We start from the raw sequence: 16,928 nt of genomic DNA, 5'->3' as shown, positions 1-16,928 counted from the left end.
CCGGGTCCCTCCGACCCTGCCCCGCGCGCGCTCGCGGGCAGAGGGTGGAGGTGGGAAGAGAACCAGCAGGAGGTCAGTCAGATGTCCACCAACGCCCAGCCCGTCCGTCGTACCCGCGACGTGCTCGTCGGCGTGGACGGCTCGTCCGGCAGCGCCAACGCCATCCGCTACGCGACGGCCGAGGCGGCCCGCAGCGGCGGCGCCGTCGACGTGGTCCACGTGGTCCCCGACGTCGCGCCGGTGAGCGGCTTCTACCCGGTGCCGCCCGACCAGCTGATGGAGGCCGGCGCCGCAGCGCTGGAGGCCTCGCTCGCGACGGTCGAGCACGACGAGCCGGACGAGCAGCACGCCCGCGTCGTGCTCCGCCCGCACGTGCGCCGCGGCCACGTCGTGGCCACCCTGGCCGAGCTCGGGCGCAGGTCGCGGGTGGTCGTGGTCGGCAGCGACCGGCGCCCGGTCTCCATGCGCCTGCTCACCGGCAACGTGTCGACGGGCGTCTCCGCGCGCTCCGCCGTGCCGGCCGTCTCCGTCCCGGACACGTGGTCGCCCGAGCGCAGCACCGGCGTCGTCCTGGCGGGGGTCAAGCACCCCGACCACGCCGAGGCCGTGCTCGCGGAGGCCTTCGAGGTCGCCCGCCAGCGTCGCAGCCGGCTGGTCGTCCTGCACGCCTGGCGGCTCCCGATCGCCTACGACGACCTGCTCGTCGCCGACGCGGGCACCCTGCAGGACTGGGCCGCGCGCGCCGAGCGCGAGCTCGAGGAGGTCGTCGCCCCGTGGCGGGCGAGCCACCCCGACGTCGAGGTCGAGGTGCGCTGCGTGCACGACCAGGCGGCCCATGCACTGGTCCTCGCCTCGGAGGAGGCGGACGAGCTCGTCGTCGTACGTCGCAGCCACGGCGTGCCCGCGGCGGCGCACCTCGGCTCGACGGCTCGCTCGGTCCTGCTCTACGCCCACTGCCCGGTCCGCGTCGTGCCGGCGACGCCGGTGCCGATGGAGCTCGACCTGGAGCTCGAGTCGGCCGGCGCTCCCCTGGCCCGCGCGGGCTCGTGACCGCACCCGCCCGAAGGAGGACACGATGAACACCGAGACAGCTGCCGAGACCGGCACCGCGACAGTCACCGACACCAGCACGGAGCCCGGTCGACCGCGGATCGTCGTCGGCGTCACCGGGCCCGGGCACGAGCGCGCCGCCCTGCGGTACGCCGCCGAGTGCGCCCGCCGCGACGGCGCGGAGGTCGTGCTCGTGCACGCCGTCCACCCGCCCTACCCCGCCCCGCCGCCGAGCGTCCTGCTGACCCTCGACGCCGCCGCCGATGTGGGGCCCTGGGTGGCGCAGGAGGTGGGTCGCGAATTCAAGGAGCTGACGGACGGCGCGGTCGCGTTCCGCTCCGTCTGGCGCGAGGGACCGCCCGCACGGGTGCTGGCCGAGCTCAGCCACGACGCGCGCCTCGTCGTGGTCCAGCACCGGCACCCGCACGGGCTCGGCCGGCTGCTCACCTGGTCGACGGCGAACGGCCTGGCCGCGCACGCCCACTGCCCGGTGGTCTCGGTGCCCCCGTCGTGGGAGCCCGGGGCCGCGCCCAACGAGGTGGTGGTCGGCGTCCACGAGGAGGGCGGTCCGCGCGAGGTCCTCGAGGCGGCCTTCGCCTGGGCCGACGCCACCGGCGCCTCCCTGCGGGTGGTGCACGCCTGGCGGCTCGACGCCGTCTACGACGACATCATCACCCGACGGGTCACCGCCCAGTGGCGTGAGGAGGAGAAGACCCTCCTGGACGAGGCCGTCGCCGGACTGCGTGAGCGCCACCCGGAGGTGCACATCGTGCTGGAGGTCCGCCACCAGTGGCCGAGCGACGTGCTCGTCGACGACTCGCAGGCGGCAGCGCTCGTGGTCGTCGGCCGGCACGGACCGCGGCCGTGGGAGCCCCACCACCTCGGGTCGATCGCCCGGACGGTGCTGCGCGAGGCGAGGTCGCCGGTGATGGTGGTCCCGCTCGGCTGAGGTGCGGCAGCGCCGACGTCACACCTCGACGACGCTGGTCTCCGGCTCGAGCACCCGGTCGGGTCCGACCGCGCGCTCCGCGCCGGCGAGGTTCACCTCCAGCACCGCCTCGTGGTCGGCGCTGGACCGGCCGACCCGGAGCTCGACGCGGCCCGGCTCCACGATGCGGGCCAGCGCGCGCCCGGTGAACGCGGTCAGGTCCGCGTGCAGGCCGATGCGTGCCCGGCGGCGTGCGCCCGCGGGCAGGTCGACGCGTACGGCGGCCACCAGCCGCTGCTCGGGGCGGACCACCGAGGCGGCGCGGTCGTGGAGGTAGACCTGGACGACCTCGCTGACCTCGCGGCCGGACTCGTTGACGAGGTCGACCTCGACCTCGGCGACCCCGTCGGTCGGCCACGTGCCGCCCGACCGCAGCTCGACCCGCTCCCACGTCGCGCGGGCGTAGCCGAGCCCGTGGCCGAACGGGTAGAGCGCCGTCGGGTCGACGCTGGTGACGTCGGTGCGCTGGGCGAGGGGAGCGCCGAGGTAGGTGGCAGGCTGTGCGCCCCCGGAGCCGGGGAAGCTCACCGGCAGCCGGCCCGAGGGCTCGCACCGACCGAGCAGCACGTCGGCGACGGCGCCGGCACCCTCCTCGCCGAGGAAGAAGCCGCACACGACCGCGGCGAGCCGGTCGGCCTGGCGGCTGAGGTCGTAGGGACGACCCACCAGCAGCACCGCGACGACGGGGGTGCCGGTGGCCAGCAGGCGCTCGAGCAGCTCCTCCTGCCGTCCCGGCAGGCGGAGGTCGGCGACGTCGCAGCCCTCGCCGGAGGTGCCGCGGCCGAAGAGCCCGGCCCGGTCCCCGAGCACCGCGACGCACACGTCCGCCGCAGCGGCCGCGGCGACCGCGGCGTCGAGGGCCGCGTCGGCGTCCTCCGGCTCGGCCTCGCCGGGCACCCCGACGGCGCACCCGCGCTCGTGCACGAGGTCGACGTGGTCCGCGAGGACCTCCCGCAGGGTGGGGATCGCCAGGCCCGGGTCGTGCCCCGGGTGGTGGGCCAGGACGTGCATCGGGAAGGTGTAGCAGCCGAGCATCGCGTCGGCGGTGTCGGCGTTGGGACCGACGAGCGCCACGCGCCGCCCCGGCGCGAGCGGCAGGGTGCCGTCGTTGTCGAGGAGCACGACCGCCCGGCGCGCCAGGTCCCGGGCGAGGGACCGGGCCTCCGGCGGGTCGAGGTCGACCGGCGCGGGCTCGACGGGCGTCCAGCCGGGGTCGAGGAGCCCGAGCTCGCACTTGTGCTGCAGGACGCGGCGAAGGGCCCGGTCGACGACCTTCTCGTCGAGCCGGCCGCTGGTCACCTCCTCCAGCAGCGGGGCGCCGTACGCGTCCTCGGACGGGAGCTCGACGTCGATGCCCGCCTCCAGCGAGAGGCGCGCCGCCTCGCCGAGGTCGGCGGCCATGCGGTGCAGGCTGTGGAGGAAGGCGACGGAGAAGTAGTCGGCGACGACGGTCCCCTCGAAGCCGAGGGTGTCGCGCAGCAGCGTGGTGAGGAGCGCCTCGTCGGCGGCCGAGGGCACCCCGTCGATGTCGGTGTAGGCGTTCATCACCGACCGGGCGCCCGCGCGCAGCGCCATCTCGAACGGCGGCAGCATCACGTCGGCGAGCTCGCGGGTGCCCATGGAGACGGGCGCGAGGTTGCGGCCGGCGCGCGAGGCGGAGTAGCCGAGGAAGTGCTTGAGGGTCGCCGCGACGCCGCTCGCCTGGAGGCCGCGGACGTAGGCGGCGGCCATGGTGCCGACGACGTACGGGTCCTCGCCCAGGGTCTCCTCGACCCGGCCCCACCGCAGGTCGCGCGTCACGTCGAGGACCGGCGCGAGGCCCTGGTGGATGCCCAGGCGCGCCATCAGGTCGCCGATCTGGCGGCCCATCCGCTCGACGAGGTCGGGGTCGAACGTCGCCGCCCAGCTCACGGGCGTGGGGTAGATGGTGGCCCCCCACGCGTTGAGGCCGGTCAGGCACTCCTCGTGCACCTGGGCCGGGATGCCGAAGCGGTTGGCCGCGCGCACCTGCGCCTGCTGGTCGACGATGTTGCGCAGCCCGGTCTCGGCGTCGACGGGGGCGCTCCCGAAGGGGCGGGTGAGGTGGCCCAGGCCGTCGGCGATGGCGTCCTCCCACGACGGGACGGACGCGGCAGCGCCCTGCATCGGCGCCATCTCGCCCGCACCGTCGGGGACCAGCCAGATGCTGGCGAGCTGGCCGACCTTCTCGGCGAGGGTCATCCGCGCGACGAGGTCGTCGACGCGGTCGTCGACCGACGCGGTGAGGTCCTGCCAGAGGGGTGGCTGCTGCTGCTCGGTCATGCGGTGGGACTCCCGGGAGACGTGGTGGAACGGCGCAGCACCAGGTCGGTGCCGAGCGTGTGGTGGAGGTCGTCGGGTCGACGCCCCTCGATGAGATCGATGAGGATCGCCACGGCGTGGCGGCCCATCTCGCGGATGGGTTGCTGGACGGTCGTGAGCGGAGGCTCGGCCATCGCCGACTCGGGGATGTTGTCGAAGCCCACGAGCGAGAGGTCCGTGGGCACCACGAGGCCGAGGTCGGCGGCGACGTCGGCGACGGCGAGCGCCATCAGGTCGCTGGCCGCGAAGACCGCCGTCGGCCGGTCCGGGCGGTCGAGCAGGGCGCGGGCCGAGGCGCGGGCCACGTCGACCTCGAACTCGCCCGGCACGATGAGCGACTCGTCGACCGGCACCCCGGCCGACCGCAGTGCCTCACGGAAGCCCCGCTCGCGCAGCTGGGCGGACACCAGGTCGGCGCGGCCGGTGACCATGCCGATGCGGGTGTGGCCGAGGTCGAGGAGGTGCTGGACGCCCGCGCGGGCGCCCTGCAGGTTGTGCGCGGTGACGGTGGGCATGGTGGTGCTGCCGGTGTGCGGGTCGATCGCGACGACGGCGCCGTGGGTCTCCACGTCGGTCACCGTCGGGGTCACCAGGACGGCGCCGTCGACGAGCGTGCCCATCAGGCGCGAGAGGTAGCGGCGCTCCCACCCGACGTGCTCGCCCACGCGACCGCCGGCGGAGTAGGCGACGAGCTCGAAGTCGGTGTCCCGGATGGCGTCGGCGGCACCCTTGAGCACCTCGGTGCTGAACGGCTCGAAGTCGGCGACCAGCACCCCGATCACGTTGGTGCGCTGGTTGCGCAGGCTGCGGGCGACCAGGCTGGTCTCGTAGCCGAGCCGCGCGATCACGTCGTTCACGTGCGCGGAGGTGATGTCGGAGATGCCGTAGCGGCCGTTGATCACCTTGGAGACCGTGGAGACCGACACCCCGGCCTCGTGGGCGACCTGCTGCATGGTCACCCGGGTGCCCACTGTCCTCGTCATCGCTGCGTCATCCCTTCACCGCTCCTTGCAGGCCGTTCACGATGCGTCCCTGGAGGGCGAGGAAGAGCACCAGCGCCGGGATCATCGCGACCGAGGTGAACGCCAGCACTCCCGCAGTGTCGGCCGAGTGCTCGGTGGAGTAGTCCGCCACGCCGAGGGGCAGCGTCTTCATCTCGTCCTGGAGCAGCAGGAGCGGCAGCAGGTAGGAGTTCCACGACGTGACGAAGGCGAGGACGCCCACGGTGACCAGCGCAGGGGCGCTCAGCGGCAGCGCGATGCGCCAGAAGACCCCGATGCGCGAGGCGCCGTCGATGAGCGCGGCGTCCTCGATCTCCTGCGGGAGCGCCATGAGGAACGGCCGCAGGATGACCACCGTGACCGGCAGCGCGAAGGCCGCCTGGGGGAGGGCGACGCCCCACCAGCTGTTCGACATCTGCAGGTCGCGGCTGATGAAGATCGACAGGGGGATGATCGCGGTGGCCAGCGGGAAGAGCAGCCCCAGCACGAAGACCGTGAAGAGGGTCTCGCGGCCCCGGAACCGGTAGCGGGCGAGCGGGTACGCCGCCATCACGCCGGTCCCGACCGCGACGGCGGTCGTCAGCGCCGCGATGACGAGCGAGTTCACCGCGTAGTCCCAGAACTGCGGGTTGGTGAAGACCGACGTGTAGTTGCCGAACCGCCACGGGTCGGGGAGCCCGGCCGGGTCGCGCGCGATCTGCTCGTTGGAGCGGAAGCCGCCCAGGGCGCCGTAGACCACGGGTCCGACGCTGAGCGCGACCACCGCGAGCGCGATGACGTACACGGCGGGGTTCGCGCCGGATCGCGCCGGGCGCGTGCTGGTGGACGTGCTGCTCATGCCGGCCTCACCCCTCCGGCCTCGTGTCGCGGCGGAGCACGAAGCGCTGGTAGAGCGCGGCCATCACCACGCCGATGACGAACAGGACCACCGAGGCAGCGCCGGCGATGCCGTAGTTGCCGCGCTGGGTGCCCTGGGTGAGCAGGTAGGTGGCCATGGTGGTGGTGGCGTTGGCCGGGCCGCCGCCGGTGAGCACCCAGACGATGTCGAACTGCTGGATCGAGCCGATCATCGACAGGAAGCACCACGTGCGGATGGTCGGCCCGAGCAGGGGTACGACGACGCGCACCTGCGTCTGCCACCACGACGCGCCGTCGAGCGCGGCCGCCTCGTAGATCTCGTCGGGCACCGACTGGAGCCCGGCGAGGAAGAGCAGGATCGCCAGGCCGAGGTACTTCCAGGTGAGCACGCCGAACACCGCCCAGAGCGCGAGGCTCGGCGTGCCGAGGAATCCCTGGTCGGGCGGCGTCAGTCCGACCGAGCGGACCAGCCCGTCGGCGACACCTGTCTCGGGCAGCAGCAGCTGGAACCAGATCACCCCCGCGATCACCTCGGCGACGACGTACGGCACGAAGATCAGGGTCCGCACGAGGGCGCGGCCGCGCATGCGCCGGTTGAGCAGCAGCGCCACCGCCAGCCCCAGCGGCAGCTGGATGAGGATGCTCAGCACCACGATGACGAAGTTGTGGCCCACCGCCTGGGTGAACACCTCGTCGGTGAGCACCCGCTCGTAGTTGCGGAGCCCGACGAAGTCGTCCATCGGCCCGAAGCCGCGCCACCGGTAGAAGGACATCCGGACCGCCGACACCACGGGCCAGGCGATGAACAGCGCCATCAGCACCAGGGCGGGCGCGACGAAGACCAGGATCTCCAGGCGCGTGCGCCAGGAGCCGGCACCCGGCCCGGGACCACGGCGTGGGGGGCGCCGTGGTCCCGGCGGGGTGGCCACGGCGTCGTCCCGGTCGGGACCGGCCGTGGTGGGGGCGATGGAGGAGAGGCTCACGAGAGGTCGGTCAGCCCTGCTCGTCGGCGGCCTGCTGCATGGCGTCGACGACGTCCTGCGGCGTCGCCTTCCCGGCGAAGAGCAGCGCGATCTCGTCGTTCATGGCCCCGCCGATCGACTCGCCGAAGGCGGTGTCGAAGTAGAGCTGGACGTAGGGCGCCTCGTCGCGGACCTCGATGAGGTCGCCGAGCACGGGGTTGCTGACCGCGTCGGTGGCCGCCGGCACGGTGGGCAGGCCCATGTCGTTCTCGGCGAAGCCGCGCTGGACGTCCTCGCTCAGCAGGTAGGTGACGAGGTCGACCGCGGAGTCCGGGGCCTGCGCCGACACCGCCCAGGCGTCACCGCCGCCGAGTGCCGCGGCCGGGTCGCCCGCGCCGCCCTCGACGGCCGGGAACGGGAACCAGCCCGTCTTGTCGCCGAGCCCCTCGCCGTCGTCGGTGAGGCCCTGCATGACGCCGGGCTCCCAGTGGCCCTGCAGCTCGCTGGAGACCTTGCCGGTGGCCAGCAGGCCGGACGCCGAGGTGGCGCCCTCCTGGGCCGGGGTGGCCAGGAAGCCCTTGTTGAACGGCTCGGTCTCGACGAACTGCTGGACGACCTCGCCGGCCTGCACGAAGCACTCGTCGGAGAAGTCCAGGTCTGCGGTCGCCTGGGTCAGCACGTCCTCGGAGCAGGACCGGACCGCGGCGTAGTACCAGTAGTGGGCGGCCGGCCACTTGTCGCCGGCGCCCAGCGAGAGGGGGGTCTTGCCGGCGTCCTTGAGGGCCTCGTTGACGTCCTCCCACTCCTGCATCGTGGTGGGCGGGGTGACGCCCGCCTGCTCGAAGTCGTCGGTGTTGTACCAGACGCCGACCACGCCGAGGGAGAACGGCAGCCCGTAGGTCCGGTCGTCGACCTGCCACCCGGCCACCGAGCCGCCGATGGACTCGATGACGTCGGCCGCGTCGTCGGTGAGGTCGCGGGTCAGGCCGGCGTCCACGTGGGCGGCGAGCTCGCCGCCGCCGCGCTCCATGTAGACGTCCGGCATGTCGCCGCTCTGGAAGGCGGCGGTCAGCTTGTCGACCATGTCCTCGTGGGCCATGGCGGTCACCTCGACGGTCACGCCGGGGTTGTCCTTCTCGAAGTCGGCGGCCACCTGCTCGTAGAACCCCTTGCCGGGCTCGTTGTTCGAGTTGTGCCACCAGGTGATGGTCTTGTCGTCCCCGCCCGCCTCGGTGTCGTCGCCCCCGCACGCCGCCGCGGTGAGCGAGAGCCCCGCGACCGTGAGGGCCAGCGCTGCGCCGCGTAGTTGCTTCCGCATCTCGACCGTTCCTCTCCGCCCTCGTCCCGGTATGACGTGGGTCACACCACGGAACCCTCGCTGGCGGTCGGTGAGCGTGTCAATCGTTATCGATAACGTTTTCCATTTCGAAAATTCTGTGGGCCGGGAACGCGATCCGTCATGCGGACCCGAGGCCATGGCGTCAGGTGCGGATGACGGACCGGGGAGGGGGACCCGGCGCGTGCCTCAGTCGATGTACCAGCTGAACAGCTGACCGGCGAGCGGCGTCGTGAGCCATCCCAGGACGGTGAGGGCGAGGAAGAGCGTCGCGCCGACGACGACCTGCACCGGCGACGGGAGACGACCGTGGTGCACCCAGAGGGTGCGGGCCGACCACCAGAGCAGGCCGCCGGCGAGGAACGGGCCGATCGAGATCGCGAAGAGTGCCGCGAGCCCCAGAGGTACGTCCGCGGCGGTCCCGTAGGGCCAGGTCTCGGCGAGGTCGCTGGCCCACAGCTCCTCCTGCGAGGAGCCCTGGAGGCCGTTGGCGTAGTAGGGCAGCAGGAGCGAGACGGCGTACGTCGTGACGCAGGCGAGCGCGAGTCCCAGCCCCACCAGCGCCGACCCCAGCGACGGCGGTCGGCGCTCGGCGGCCACCCACCCGTCGACGTGCCCCACGTGCGCCATGCCACCAGTCTGCGCTCGCGCCGGGGCGTGGTCCCACCCCTGCAGGGACGTACCCCGAGCGGGGTAGCACCCGTGGCTCAGGCCGAGGCCTAGCGGAAGTCGCGCGACGACGCCCGCGCCTGGAGCACGGCCCCCGCCCCCGGCACGACGACGTCGATGGGCTCGACGCGGTCGGCGATCAGGTTGGTGACGCCCTCGTTGCGCTCGAGCCGGCCGCGGATGACCACCGCGACCCGGTTGCGGGCGGCCTGGCGGTGCGCCTTCATCACCCCGACGGAGCAGACGACGTTGAGCATGCCGGTCTCGTCCTCGAGGTTGAGGAAGGTGACGCCCATCGCGGTGCCCGGCCGCTGCCGGTGGGTGACCAGGCCGCCCACGTGCACTCGGCGACCGGGCTCGGTGGTGGCGAGGTCGGCGACGGAACGGACGCCGGCGCGGCGGAGGTCGTCGCGCAGGTGCTCGACCGGGTGGCGCTCAGGTGAGATGCCGGTGGCCCAGAGGTCGGCGAGGGTGATCTCCGGCTCGCTCATGCCCGGCAGGGTCGGCGCGGCGGGGGCGGGCGTCGTACCGGCGAGGTGACCGGACCCTTCGGCGAACCCAGCGGCCCACAGGGCCTCGCGTCGCTCCAGCCCCCAGGCGTCGAAGGCCCCGGCCGTGGCGAGCGCCTCGAGCTGGGCGGGGGTCAGGTCGGCGCGGCGGGAGAGGTCGGTGACGCCGGTGAAGGGCGCCTCGTCGCGGGCCGCGACGATGCGCCGCGCCACCTCGAGCCCGATGCCGCGCACGGAGTCGAGGCCGAGACGTACGGCGAGGCCGCCGTCGCGGCGGTGGGCCGGCACCGGGTCCGGGGTGCCCGGCACCCACTCCACCCGCTCGAACCGCGGCTGGCAGCACCCGTCGAGGCCCGTCGCCCGCACCGGGCCGGAGCCGACAGACTCGAGGTCGGCCTGGGCGGAGGAGAGGGTCACGTCGGGTCGGCGTACGTCGACGCCGTGGCGCCGCGCGTCGCCGACGAGCGACTGCGGGGAGTAGAACCCCATCGGCTGGTTGCGCAGCAGGCCGGCCAGGAACGCCGCGGGGTAGTGCAGCTTGAACCACGACGAGGCGTAGACCAGCAGTGCGAACGACAGGGCGTGCGACTCGGCGAAGCCGAAGTTGGCGAAGGACAGGATCTTGACGTAGATCGAGTCGGCGAGCTCGCCGGTGATGCCGCGCTTCTCCATGCCGGCGTAGAGCTTCTGCTTGACCGACTCGATGCGCTCCACACCGCGCTTGGAGCCCATCGCCCGGCGCAGCAGGTCGGCGTCGTCGCGGCTGCAGTCGCCGAGCGTCACCGCCATCGCCATCAGCTGCTCCTGGAACAGCGGCACCCCCTTGGTGCGCTCGAGCACGGGCACCAGCTCGGGGTGGTCGTAGGTGACCGGCTCCTGACCCGTCGCGCGGCGGACGTAGGGGTGGACCGCGCCGCCCTGGATGGGCCCGGGACGGATCAGCGCGATCTCGATGGCGAGGTCGTAGAACTCGCGCGGACGCAGCCTCGGCAGCGTGCCGATCTGGGCGCGGCTCTCCACCTGGAACACCCCGATCGAGTCGGCGCGGCACAGCATGTCGTAGACCGCGGGCTCCTCCTTGGGCATCGAGGCGAGGTCCCACTCCTCGCCGAGGTGCTCGGCGACCAGCCGCATCATGTGGTCGAGCGCCCCGAGCATGCCGAGGCCGAGCAGGTCGAACTTCACCAGGCCCATCGACTCGCAGGCGTCCTTGTCCCACTGGAGCACGGTGCGCCGGTCCATCCGCGCCCGCTCGATCGGACAGACCTCGCCGATGGGGCGCTCGGTCAGCACCATCCCGCCGGAGTGGATGCCGAGGTGGCGGGGCGCTCCCAGCAGCTCCTCGGCCAGCGCCACCACCTGCGGGGGCACGTCGTGGGCGGTGGGGTCGCCCTGGTCGCCGGCGACCACCGACTTCCAGCCGTCGATCTGCTTGGACCACGCGTCCTGCTGGCCGGGGGAGAAGCCGAGCGCCTTGGCGGCGTCGCGCACGGCCATCCGCGGCCGGTAGCCGATGACGTTGGCGACCTGGGCGGCGTTGCGCCGGCCGTAGGTGTCGTAGACCCACTGGATCACCTCCTCGCGCCGGTCGGAGTCGAAGTCGACGTCGATGTCGGGCTCCTCGTCGCGGTGGGCGGAGATGAAGCGCTCGAAGGGCAGCTTGTAGAAGACGGCGTCGACGGCCGTGATGCCCAGCGCGTAGCAGACCGCCGAGCTCGCGGCGGACCCGCGACCCTGGCACAGGATCTTCCGCTCCCGGGCGAAGGCGACGATGTCGTGCACGATGACGAAGTAGCCGGCGAAGTCCTTCTCGGCGATGATCCGCAGCTCGTGCTCGAGCCGCTCGCGCGCCTCGGCCTCGTGAGGGACGCCGGCGTACCGCTCCGCGAAGCCGCGCTCGGCGAGCACCCGCAGCCACGAGTCGGCCGTGTGCCCGGCGGGGATCTGGCGCTTCGGCAGCGCCGGGGAGGCCTTCCTGAGGTCGAAGGCGAGCTCGTCGGCGAGGGACACGGTGCGCGCGACCGCCCCCGGGTACGCCGCCAGGGCGGCCGCCGTCTCCGCGCCACTGCGCAGGTGGCCCGAGCCCGAGAGGTCGAGCCAGCCGTCGAGGTCGGCGAGGCTGCGGCGGGCCCGGACCGCGGCCATCGCGGACGCGAGCCGGTGGCGTTGCGGGGTGGCGTGGTGGACGTTGCCGGCGGCGACGAGGTCGAGGCCGTGGACCGCGGCCAGCCGGGCGAGCGCGGCGTTGGTCGTGCTGGCGCCCGGCCGCGGCGAGAGCTCGACGAGCACGTGCTCGAGGCCGAAGAGCGAGGTGAGCCGGTCGAGGGCCTCCGCGGCGGCCGGCTCGCCGCCGTGCGACAGCGCCTGCCGGACGGCGCCCTTGCGGCAGCCCGTCAGCACCACCCAGTGGCCGCGACCGTGCGCGGCCAGCTCGTCGAGGTCGTAGAGGGGGCGGCCCTTCTCGTCGCCGCGCAGGTGCGCGTCGGTCATCGCGGCGGCCAGGCGGTGGTAGCCCTCGACCCCGCGCGCCAGCACCAGCAGGTGGCTGCCCTCTGGGTCGGGCACTCCGTTCTGGGGACCGCTGAGGCCCAGCGACAGCTCGGCGCCGAAGACGGTCGGCAGGTCGTAGGCGGCCGCCGCCTCGGCCAGCATGGGTGCGCCGTAGAAGCCGTCGTGGTCGGTGACCGCGAGCGCGTGCAGCCCCAGGCGCACCGCCTCCTCGACCAGCTCCGCCGGCGAGCTGGCCCCGTCGAGGAAGCTGAAGTGGCTGTGGCAGTGGAGCTCGGCGTAGGGGGTGACGCTCGCGGGCCGCTCGATCGCGCGTGGCGTGGTGGCACCGCGCTTGGGTCGCGAGACGGGCGCGTCGTCGGCGCCAGGAAGGCCGCTCAGCCGGCGCTCGAGCTCCTTCCAGTGCATGGCGGGGTTGTTCCAGCCCATCAGTCGTACCCCGCTTCCAGCGACCAGCCCTCGGGAGCGTGCAGCAGCAGCCACGCGCGACCGTCGGCGCCGACGACCTGGAAGCGCGCGGAGGGCCCGGCCCCGCCCGACCACCACGCCTCGTCGGTGGGCCACGGGCCCGCCCATGCCGTCACCGGCTGCCACGGGAGCACCCCGCCGCCGACCCGGAAGCGGCGTGGCTCCCCGGTGACGACGCCGCGGTCGGTGACGCGCACCTCCCGCCCGGCGTCGTCGACGACCTCGGCGGCCGGCGGGGAGGCGAACACCCGCACGGGTGCCGGTCCGGGGACCCGGCCGGGCCACGGACGGTCGACCGGCCGCAGGTCGACCGCCCGCTCGCCCCACGGCACGAGCGACTGCCGGGCGGCGGGGCTGCGACCGCCCTGCAGCACCGGGCGGCGTACGGCGTCGAAGCCGACCATGCCCTGCACCCGGGCCACGCCGCGCTCGACCAGGTCGTCGGAGGCCGTGCCCCACAGGGCCTCGCCGTGCGCGGCCGCGGGCTCGACGACCTCGGGCAGGAACCTGACCCGCTCGATGGGCGCGCGGACCTCGCCGGCGTTCTTGCGCCCGCGCACCGCGGCGCCCGCCCCGCTGGTGGCCCCGGCCGACTGGAGCTGCCAGTGGACCCGGTCGACCAGGTCGCGGGCGGTGAAGTGGCGCGGGTGCAGCCACGTGCGGGAGGAGCAGACGACGCCCTCGGACTCGGCCTCGACCCGCACACCGGTGGCGACGAGCTGGTGGTGGGCGAGCTGGGAGACGAAGCGCTCGGCCGTGGTGCGCACGCTGAAGGTGATCGCCTCGACGGAGTCGAGCGGCGGCTCGAAGGGGACCTCGGCCTCCAGGTCCGGAGGCGGGGTCCGGGCCGCGAAGAGCGCCCGGTCCTCGCCCCGGGCACGGCGCCACACGGCCGCCCCGTGGGCGCCGAGGCGGTGCTCGACCGCCTCGCCCGGCAGGTCGGCCAGGTCGCCCAGGGTGTGCAGGCCGAGCCGCTGCAGCAGGCTGACCAGCTCGCGACCACGCGGCCCGTCGTCCTGCAGGACGTGCACGGGCAGGCCGCGCAGGAAGGCCGGGGACCCGCCCTCGGGGACCACTACCCACGACTGCACCTCGGCGGTGCGGGCGGCCTGCTCGGCGGTGAAGAGGTCGTCGGCGATGCCGACGCGCACGTCCCACACGTCGCCGTCGACCAGCGCCTGGCAGGCGGTCGCGGCCGCGGCGGTCTCGGTGCCGTACCAGCTGCCGGGAGCGCGTACGGCGAGCAGGCCGGGGCGCAGCGCGGCCACACCGGGGCGCAGGTCCTCGATGATCGCCAGGACCGGGTCGAAGGCGCGCGCGTCGCGGTCCGGGTTGGCCGGGAGCACCAGCAGCTCGGGGCACCGGGACTGCGCGTCGCGGCGGCGCTGGCCACGGCGCACGCCCTCGGCCCGGGCCGGCCCGTTGCACACCTCGACGACGTTGGCGGACAGGACGGCTGCAGGGGAGCGGCGCGAGCGGCCGGCCTCGTCGAGCGCGGCGACGACCGACCAGTCGGGACACCACACGACCATCACCCTCATCGGGGACTCACGGGGATCCTCACCCCGCCCTGTCGTCCGCCGGTCGCCGGATCTCGCGCACCTCCCGGTCGGTGCGTGCCTCCACCCGGTGGACACCCGGCCAGGACAGGTCGGCGCGCACCGGCGGTCGGGCCCCGCGGCGCACGACGACGCGCGCGCGGCGCTCGGCCAGCTCGCCACCGCCGGAGACGGGGCCGGACCACAGGGACTCCTCGACGCTCAGCCGGGCCTCGGCGCGGGGCCACTCGCCGTGCACCACCAGCACGGCCGACCGGGTGCGCAGCCGCGAGTCGAGGACCCCGGCGGCACGCTCGGTGACCGGGGCGGGCGGACGGAGCACCACCACCCGGAGCACGTCGACCAGGGCGGCGGTCACCTCCAGCCAGTGCTCGCCGGGGTCGGGGACCAGGACCGTGCGGGACAGCTCGATGCCGAGCTCGGCAGCGGCCTCGGCGCCGAAGTCGGACCACCCTGCGAAGCCGACCCACTCGCCGGCACGCGAGGCGCCAGCTGCGAGGGCGAGGCCCAGCGCGGCCGAGTCGACGGCGTAGGTCCCGCCGGCGTGGAGCGGGACCAGGTCGGCCAGGCCGGGCAGCGTGGGCACCGGCTCGCCCGCGGGCTTGCGCTCCATGGCGGCCACCCGCTCGCGCAGCTGCTCGACCACCGATCGCGCCGGGTCGAGCGCGGTGATCGAGCGGGCGGAGGACATGTGCCCATGATCGAACACCTGTTCGAACGAGTCAAGCGGAACGATGTGACCCGCACATTGGACCACAGGGGTCCCGAGCGCCGGGCGAGTCGGTGGGAGCGGGCCGCAGGGGTGCTTATGCTGACCCTGCGAAGTACGCCGATGTGGGGGTTTGGTCGTGTCGAAGCTGTCGAGGCTCGTGGGGAGCCTCTGCCTGGTGCTGGTCGCGTCGATGGGGGTCACTGCCCCGGGCTCCGCGCTCGCGGACGCGTCCGCGGGTGCCGACGGTGCCGAGGGACGGGCCGCCGCGGCCCCGTCAGAGCCCGCCCGGTCCAAGCCCGGCAAGCCCAAGCCGAGCAAGTGGACGGCTCCCCGGGGTCCGTTCTTCAACGACCCGCACCTGAGGAAGGGCTGGTTCAACATCGAGCGCCGGGTCGTCGACACGATCCGCCACACACCCAAGGGATCGACGATCCGGATCGCGATCTACTCCCTCGACCGGATGCCCGTGGCCCAGGCCCTCGTCGCCGCCCACCGGCGCGGCGTCAAGGTGCAGATGCTCCTCAACGACCACTGGGAGAACCGCGCGATGAAGGTGATCCGCGCGGAGATCGGCACGAACCGCCGCAAGGACAGCTTCATCTACAAGTGCCGGGCCAGCTGCCGCGGCACCCAGAACGAGTTCAACAACCTGCACACGAAGTTCTACCTGTTCTCCCAGGCGGGCAGGTCCGAGGACGTCATCGCCGTCGGGTCGGCCAACATGACGCTCAACGCCGACCGGCACCAGTGGAACGACCTCTACTTCTCCGACGGCAACCACGTGCTGTTCCGCCAGTTCGTGTCGCTGTTCAACGACATGAAGAAGGACTACTCCACGCGCCAGCCGCCGCGGTTCTTCTGCGGCACGCCGCTCACCACCTACTGCGACGACACCGTCGACAAGAACACCGTGTGGGTGTTCCCCAAGAACTCCGGGCCCAAGAACGACCTCGTGATCGACATGCTCAAGAAGGTCCAGTGCCTGACGCCCGACGGCAGTGGCGGCGTCACCCGCACCCGGCTGGCGCTGTCCATGCACACGATGCGCGGCTCCCGCGGTGACTACCTCGCCGCCGCGATCCGCCGCAAGTGGGCCGAGGGGTGCGACTTCCGCGTCAGCTACGGCCTCATCGGCTTCCACACCAAGGGCATCCTCGGCGCCCCCACGAGGCGCGGCCGGATCCCGCTGCGCTCGACGGGGCTGGACTACAACACCGACGACAACTTCGACCTCAACAACGACGGCATCGACGACCTGATCCTCGACTACTACACCCACCAGAAGTACCTGGTGGTGCAGGGCACCTACAACGGCGTCCCCGACACGAGCATGGTCCTCACCGGGTCGGTGAACTGGTCGAGCCTGAGCACCGCCAACGACGAGGTGTGGTTCACCGTCCGCGGTGAGAAGGTCGCGAACAAGTACCTCAAGAACTTCAACTACCAGTGGAACAGCCCGCGCAACTCGCGCAACGCCTACACCACGACCTACGCCAACTTCCGGGTCGCGCGCTGGGTGGAGGGTCCCGACGGGACCAGGCGCAAGGTCTGGCGCACCGTCCGCCGCCCGGTGACCACGGTCGAGCCCGACCACTACGTCGAGGGTCCCTACTGGGAGGACGACTGATCCTCCCGGCACATGGCCGGGCGACGCGGGGGTACGACATCGCATGACACACGACCCGAGCGACCCCGCACAGGTGGAACGAGAGTCCACGCCGAACGCGTCGGGACCGGAGGCGGCCGCCGGCGGCATGGGCTCGAGCAGCGAGCGCGTCGGCCACGCCGGGCCGGGGCAGGTGGCCACGGACGGCCTCCGCGACACCTCGCCGGTGGAGCCCGACGCCGACGCCCCGCCGGAGCAGAGCGCCGGGGGTGAGGAGCCGAACCCGGACGGCATCGACCCCAAGGCGGGCTACCCAGCGCTCGACCCGCGCAGCGAGGACACGCCCTACCGGCCCTGACGCG

General features: G+C 73.6%; 13 protein-coding genes. 4 read left to right on the top strand and 9 right to left on the bottom strand.

The window, feature by feature from the left end; genetic code table 11:
- The first annotated feature begins 81 nt into the window (after positions 1-81).
- Together Q9S36_RS37820 and Q9S36_RS37815 are read left to right on the top strand one after the other, a co-directional pair.
- The gene (locus Q9S36_RS37820; RefSeq protein ID WP_311289916.1) at positions 82-1,050 is read left to right on the top strand and encodes a universal stress protein; all 969 of its coding nucleotides are present in this window, start codon (positions 82-84) and stop codon (positions 1,048-1,050) included.
- Between the two features lie 25 nt (positions 1,051-1,075).
- Positions 1,076-1,999: a universal stress protein gene (locus Q9S36_RS37815; protein WP_311289915.1), complete on the top strand. Its 924-nt coding sequence runs from the start codon at positions 1,076-1,078 to the stop codon at positions 1,997-1,999.
- 18 nt (positions 2,000-2,017) lie between these two features.
- On the opposite strand, the gene Q9S36_RS37810 is transcribed toward Q9S36_RS37815, so the two are convergent.
- The 9 genes from Q9S36_RS37810 to Q9S36_RS37770 all read right to left on the bottom strand — a co-directional run bounded on the left by Q9S36_RS37810 (position 2,018) and on the right by Q9S36_RS37770 (position 14,939).
- Positions 2,018-4,339, bottom strand: a complete 2,322-nt coding sequence (locus tag Q9S36_RS37810; RefSeq protein ID WP_311289914.1) for a glycoside hydrolase family 3 N-terminal domain-containing protein — start codon at positions 4,337-4,339, stop codon at positions 2,018-2,020.
- On the bottom strand, positions 4,336-5,361 hold the full coding sequence (locus Q9S36_RS37805; protein WP_311289913.1) for a LacI family DNA-binding transcriptional regulator: 1,026 nt from the start codon (positions 5,359-5,361) through the stop codon (positions 4,336-4,338). Before Q9S36_RS37805 ends, Q9S36_RS37810 begins: the two co-directional genes overlap by 4 nt.
- Positions 5,362-5,368: 7 nt before the next feature.
- Positions 5,369-6,217, bottom strand: a complete 849-nt coding sequence (locus Q9S36_RS37800; protein WP_311289912.1) for a carbohydrate ABC transporter permease — start codon at positions 6,215-6,217, stop codon at positions 5,369-5,371.
- Between the two features lie 7 nt (positions 6,218-6,224).
- Entirely contained in the window at positions 6,225-7,220 is a 996-nt protein-coding gene (locus Q9S36_RS37795) for a sugar ABC transporter permease (protein ID WP_311289911.1), read from the bottom strand.
- 10 nt (positions 7,221-7,230) lie between these two features.
- A complete protein-coding gene (locus Q9S36_RS37790; protein ID WP_311289910.1) occupies positions 7,231-8,517 on the bottom strand; it encodes an extracellular solute-binding protein in 1,287 nt (428 codons plus the stop codon).
- 207 nt (positions 8,518-8,724) lie between these two features.
- Entirely contained in the window at positions 8,725-9,165 is a 441-nt protein-coding gene (locus Q9S36_RS37785; RefSeq protein ID WP_311289909.1) for a hypothetical protein, read from the bottom strand.
- Positions 9,166-9,254: 89 nt separating this feature from the next.
- Positions 9,255-12,650: an error-prone DNA polymerase gene (locus tag Q9S36_RS37780; RefSeq protein WP_311289962.1), complete on the bottom strand. Its 3,396-nt coding sequence runs from the start codon at positions 12,648-12,650 to the stop codon at positions 9,255-9,257.
- Positions 12,650-14,215 (bottom strand): DNA polymerase Y family protein, encoded by a 1,566-nt coding sequence (locus Q9S36_RS37775; protein WP_311289908.1) that lies wholly within the window; start codon positions 14,213-14,215, stop codon positions 12,650-12,652. Before Q9S36_RS37775 ends, Q9S36_RS37780 begins: the two co-directional genes overlap by 1 nt.
- A gap of 34 nt (positions 14,216-14,249) precedes the next feature.
- On the bottom strand, positions 14,250-14,939 hold the full coding sequence (locus Q9S36_RS37770) for a hypothetical protein (protein ID WP_311289907.1): 690 nt from the start codon (positions 14,937-14,939) through the stop codon (positions 14,250-14,252).
- A 157-nt stretch (positions 14,940-15,096) separates the two neighbouring features.
- On the opposite strand from Q9S36_RS37770, the gene Q9S36_RS37765 reads away from it, so the two are divergent.
- Together Q9S36_RS37765 and Q9S36_RS37760 are read left to right on the top strand one after the other, a co-directional pair.
- The gene (locus Q9S36_RS37765; RefSeq protein WP_311289906.1) at positions 15,097-16,587 is read left to right on the top strand and encodes a phospholipase D-like domain-containing protein; all 1,491 of its coding nucleotides are present in this window, start codon (positions 15,097-15,099) and stop codon (positions 16,585-16,587) included.
- Positions 16,588-16,630: 43 nt separating this feature from the next.
- Positions 16,631-16,924 (top strand): hypothetical protein, encoded by a 294-nt coding sequence (locus Q9S36_RS37760; protein WP_311289905.1) that lies wholly within the window; start codon positions 16,631-16,633, stop codon positions 16,922-16,924.
- Positions 16,925-16,928 lie beyond the last annotated feature (4 nt).

The sequence above is a fragment of the Microbacterium sp. ARD31 genome, assembly GCF_031844425.1.
The sequence above is the reverse complement of the archived record's forward strand: the minus strand, read 5'-3'. Positions and strand labels throughout refer to the sequence as shown.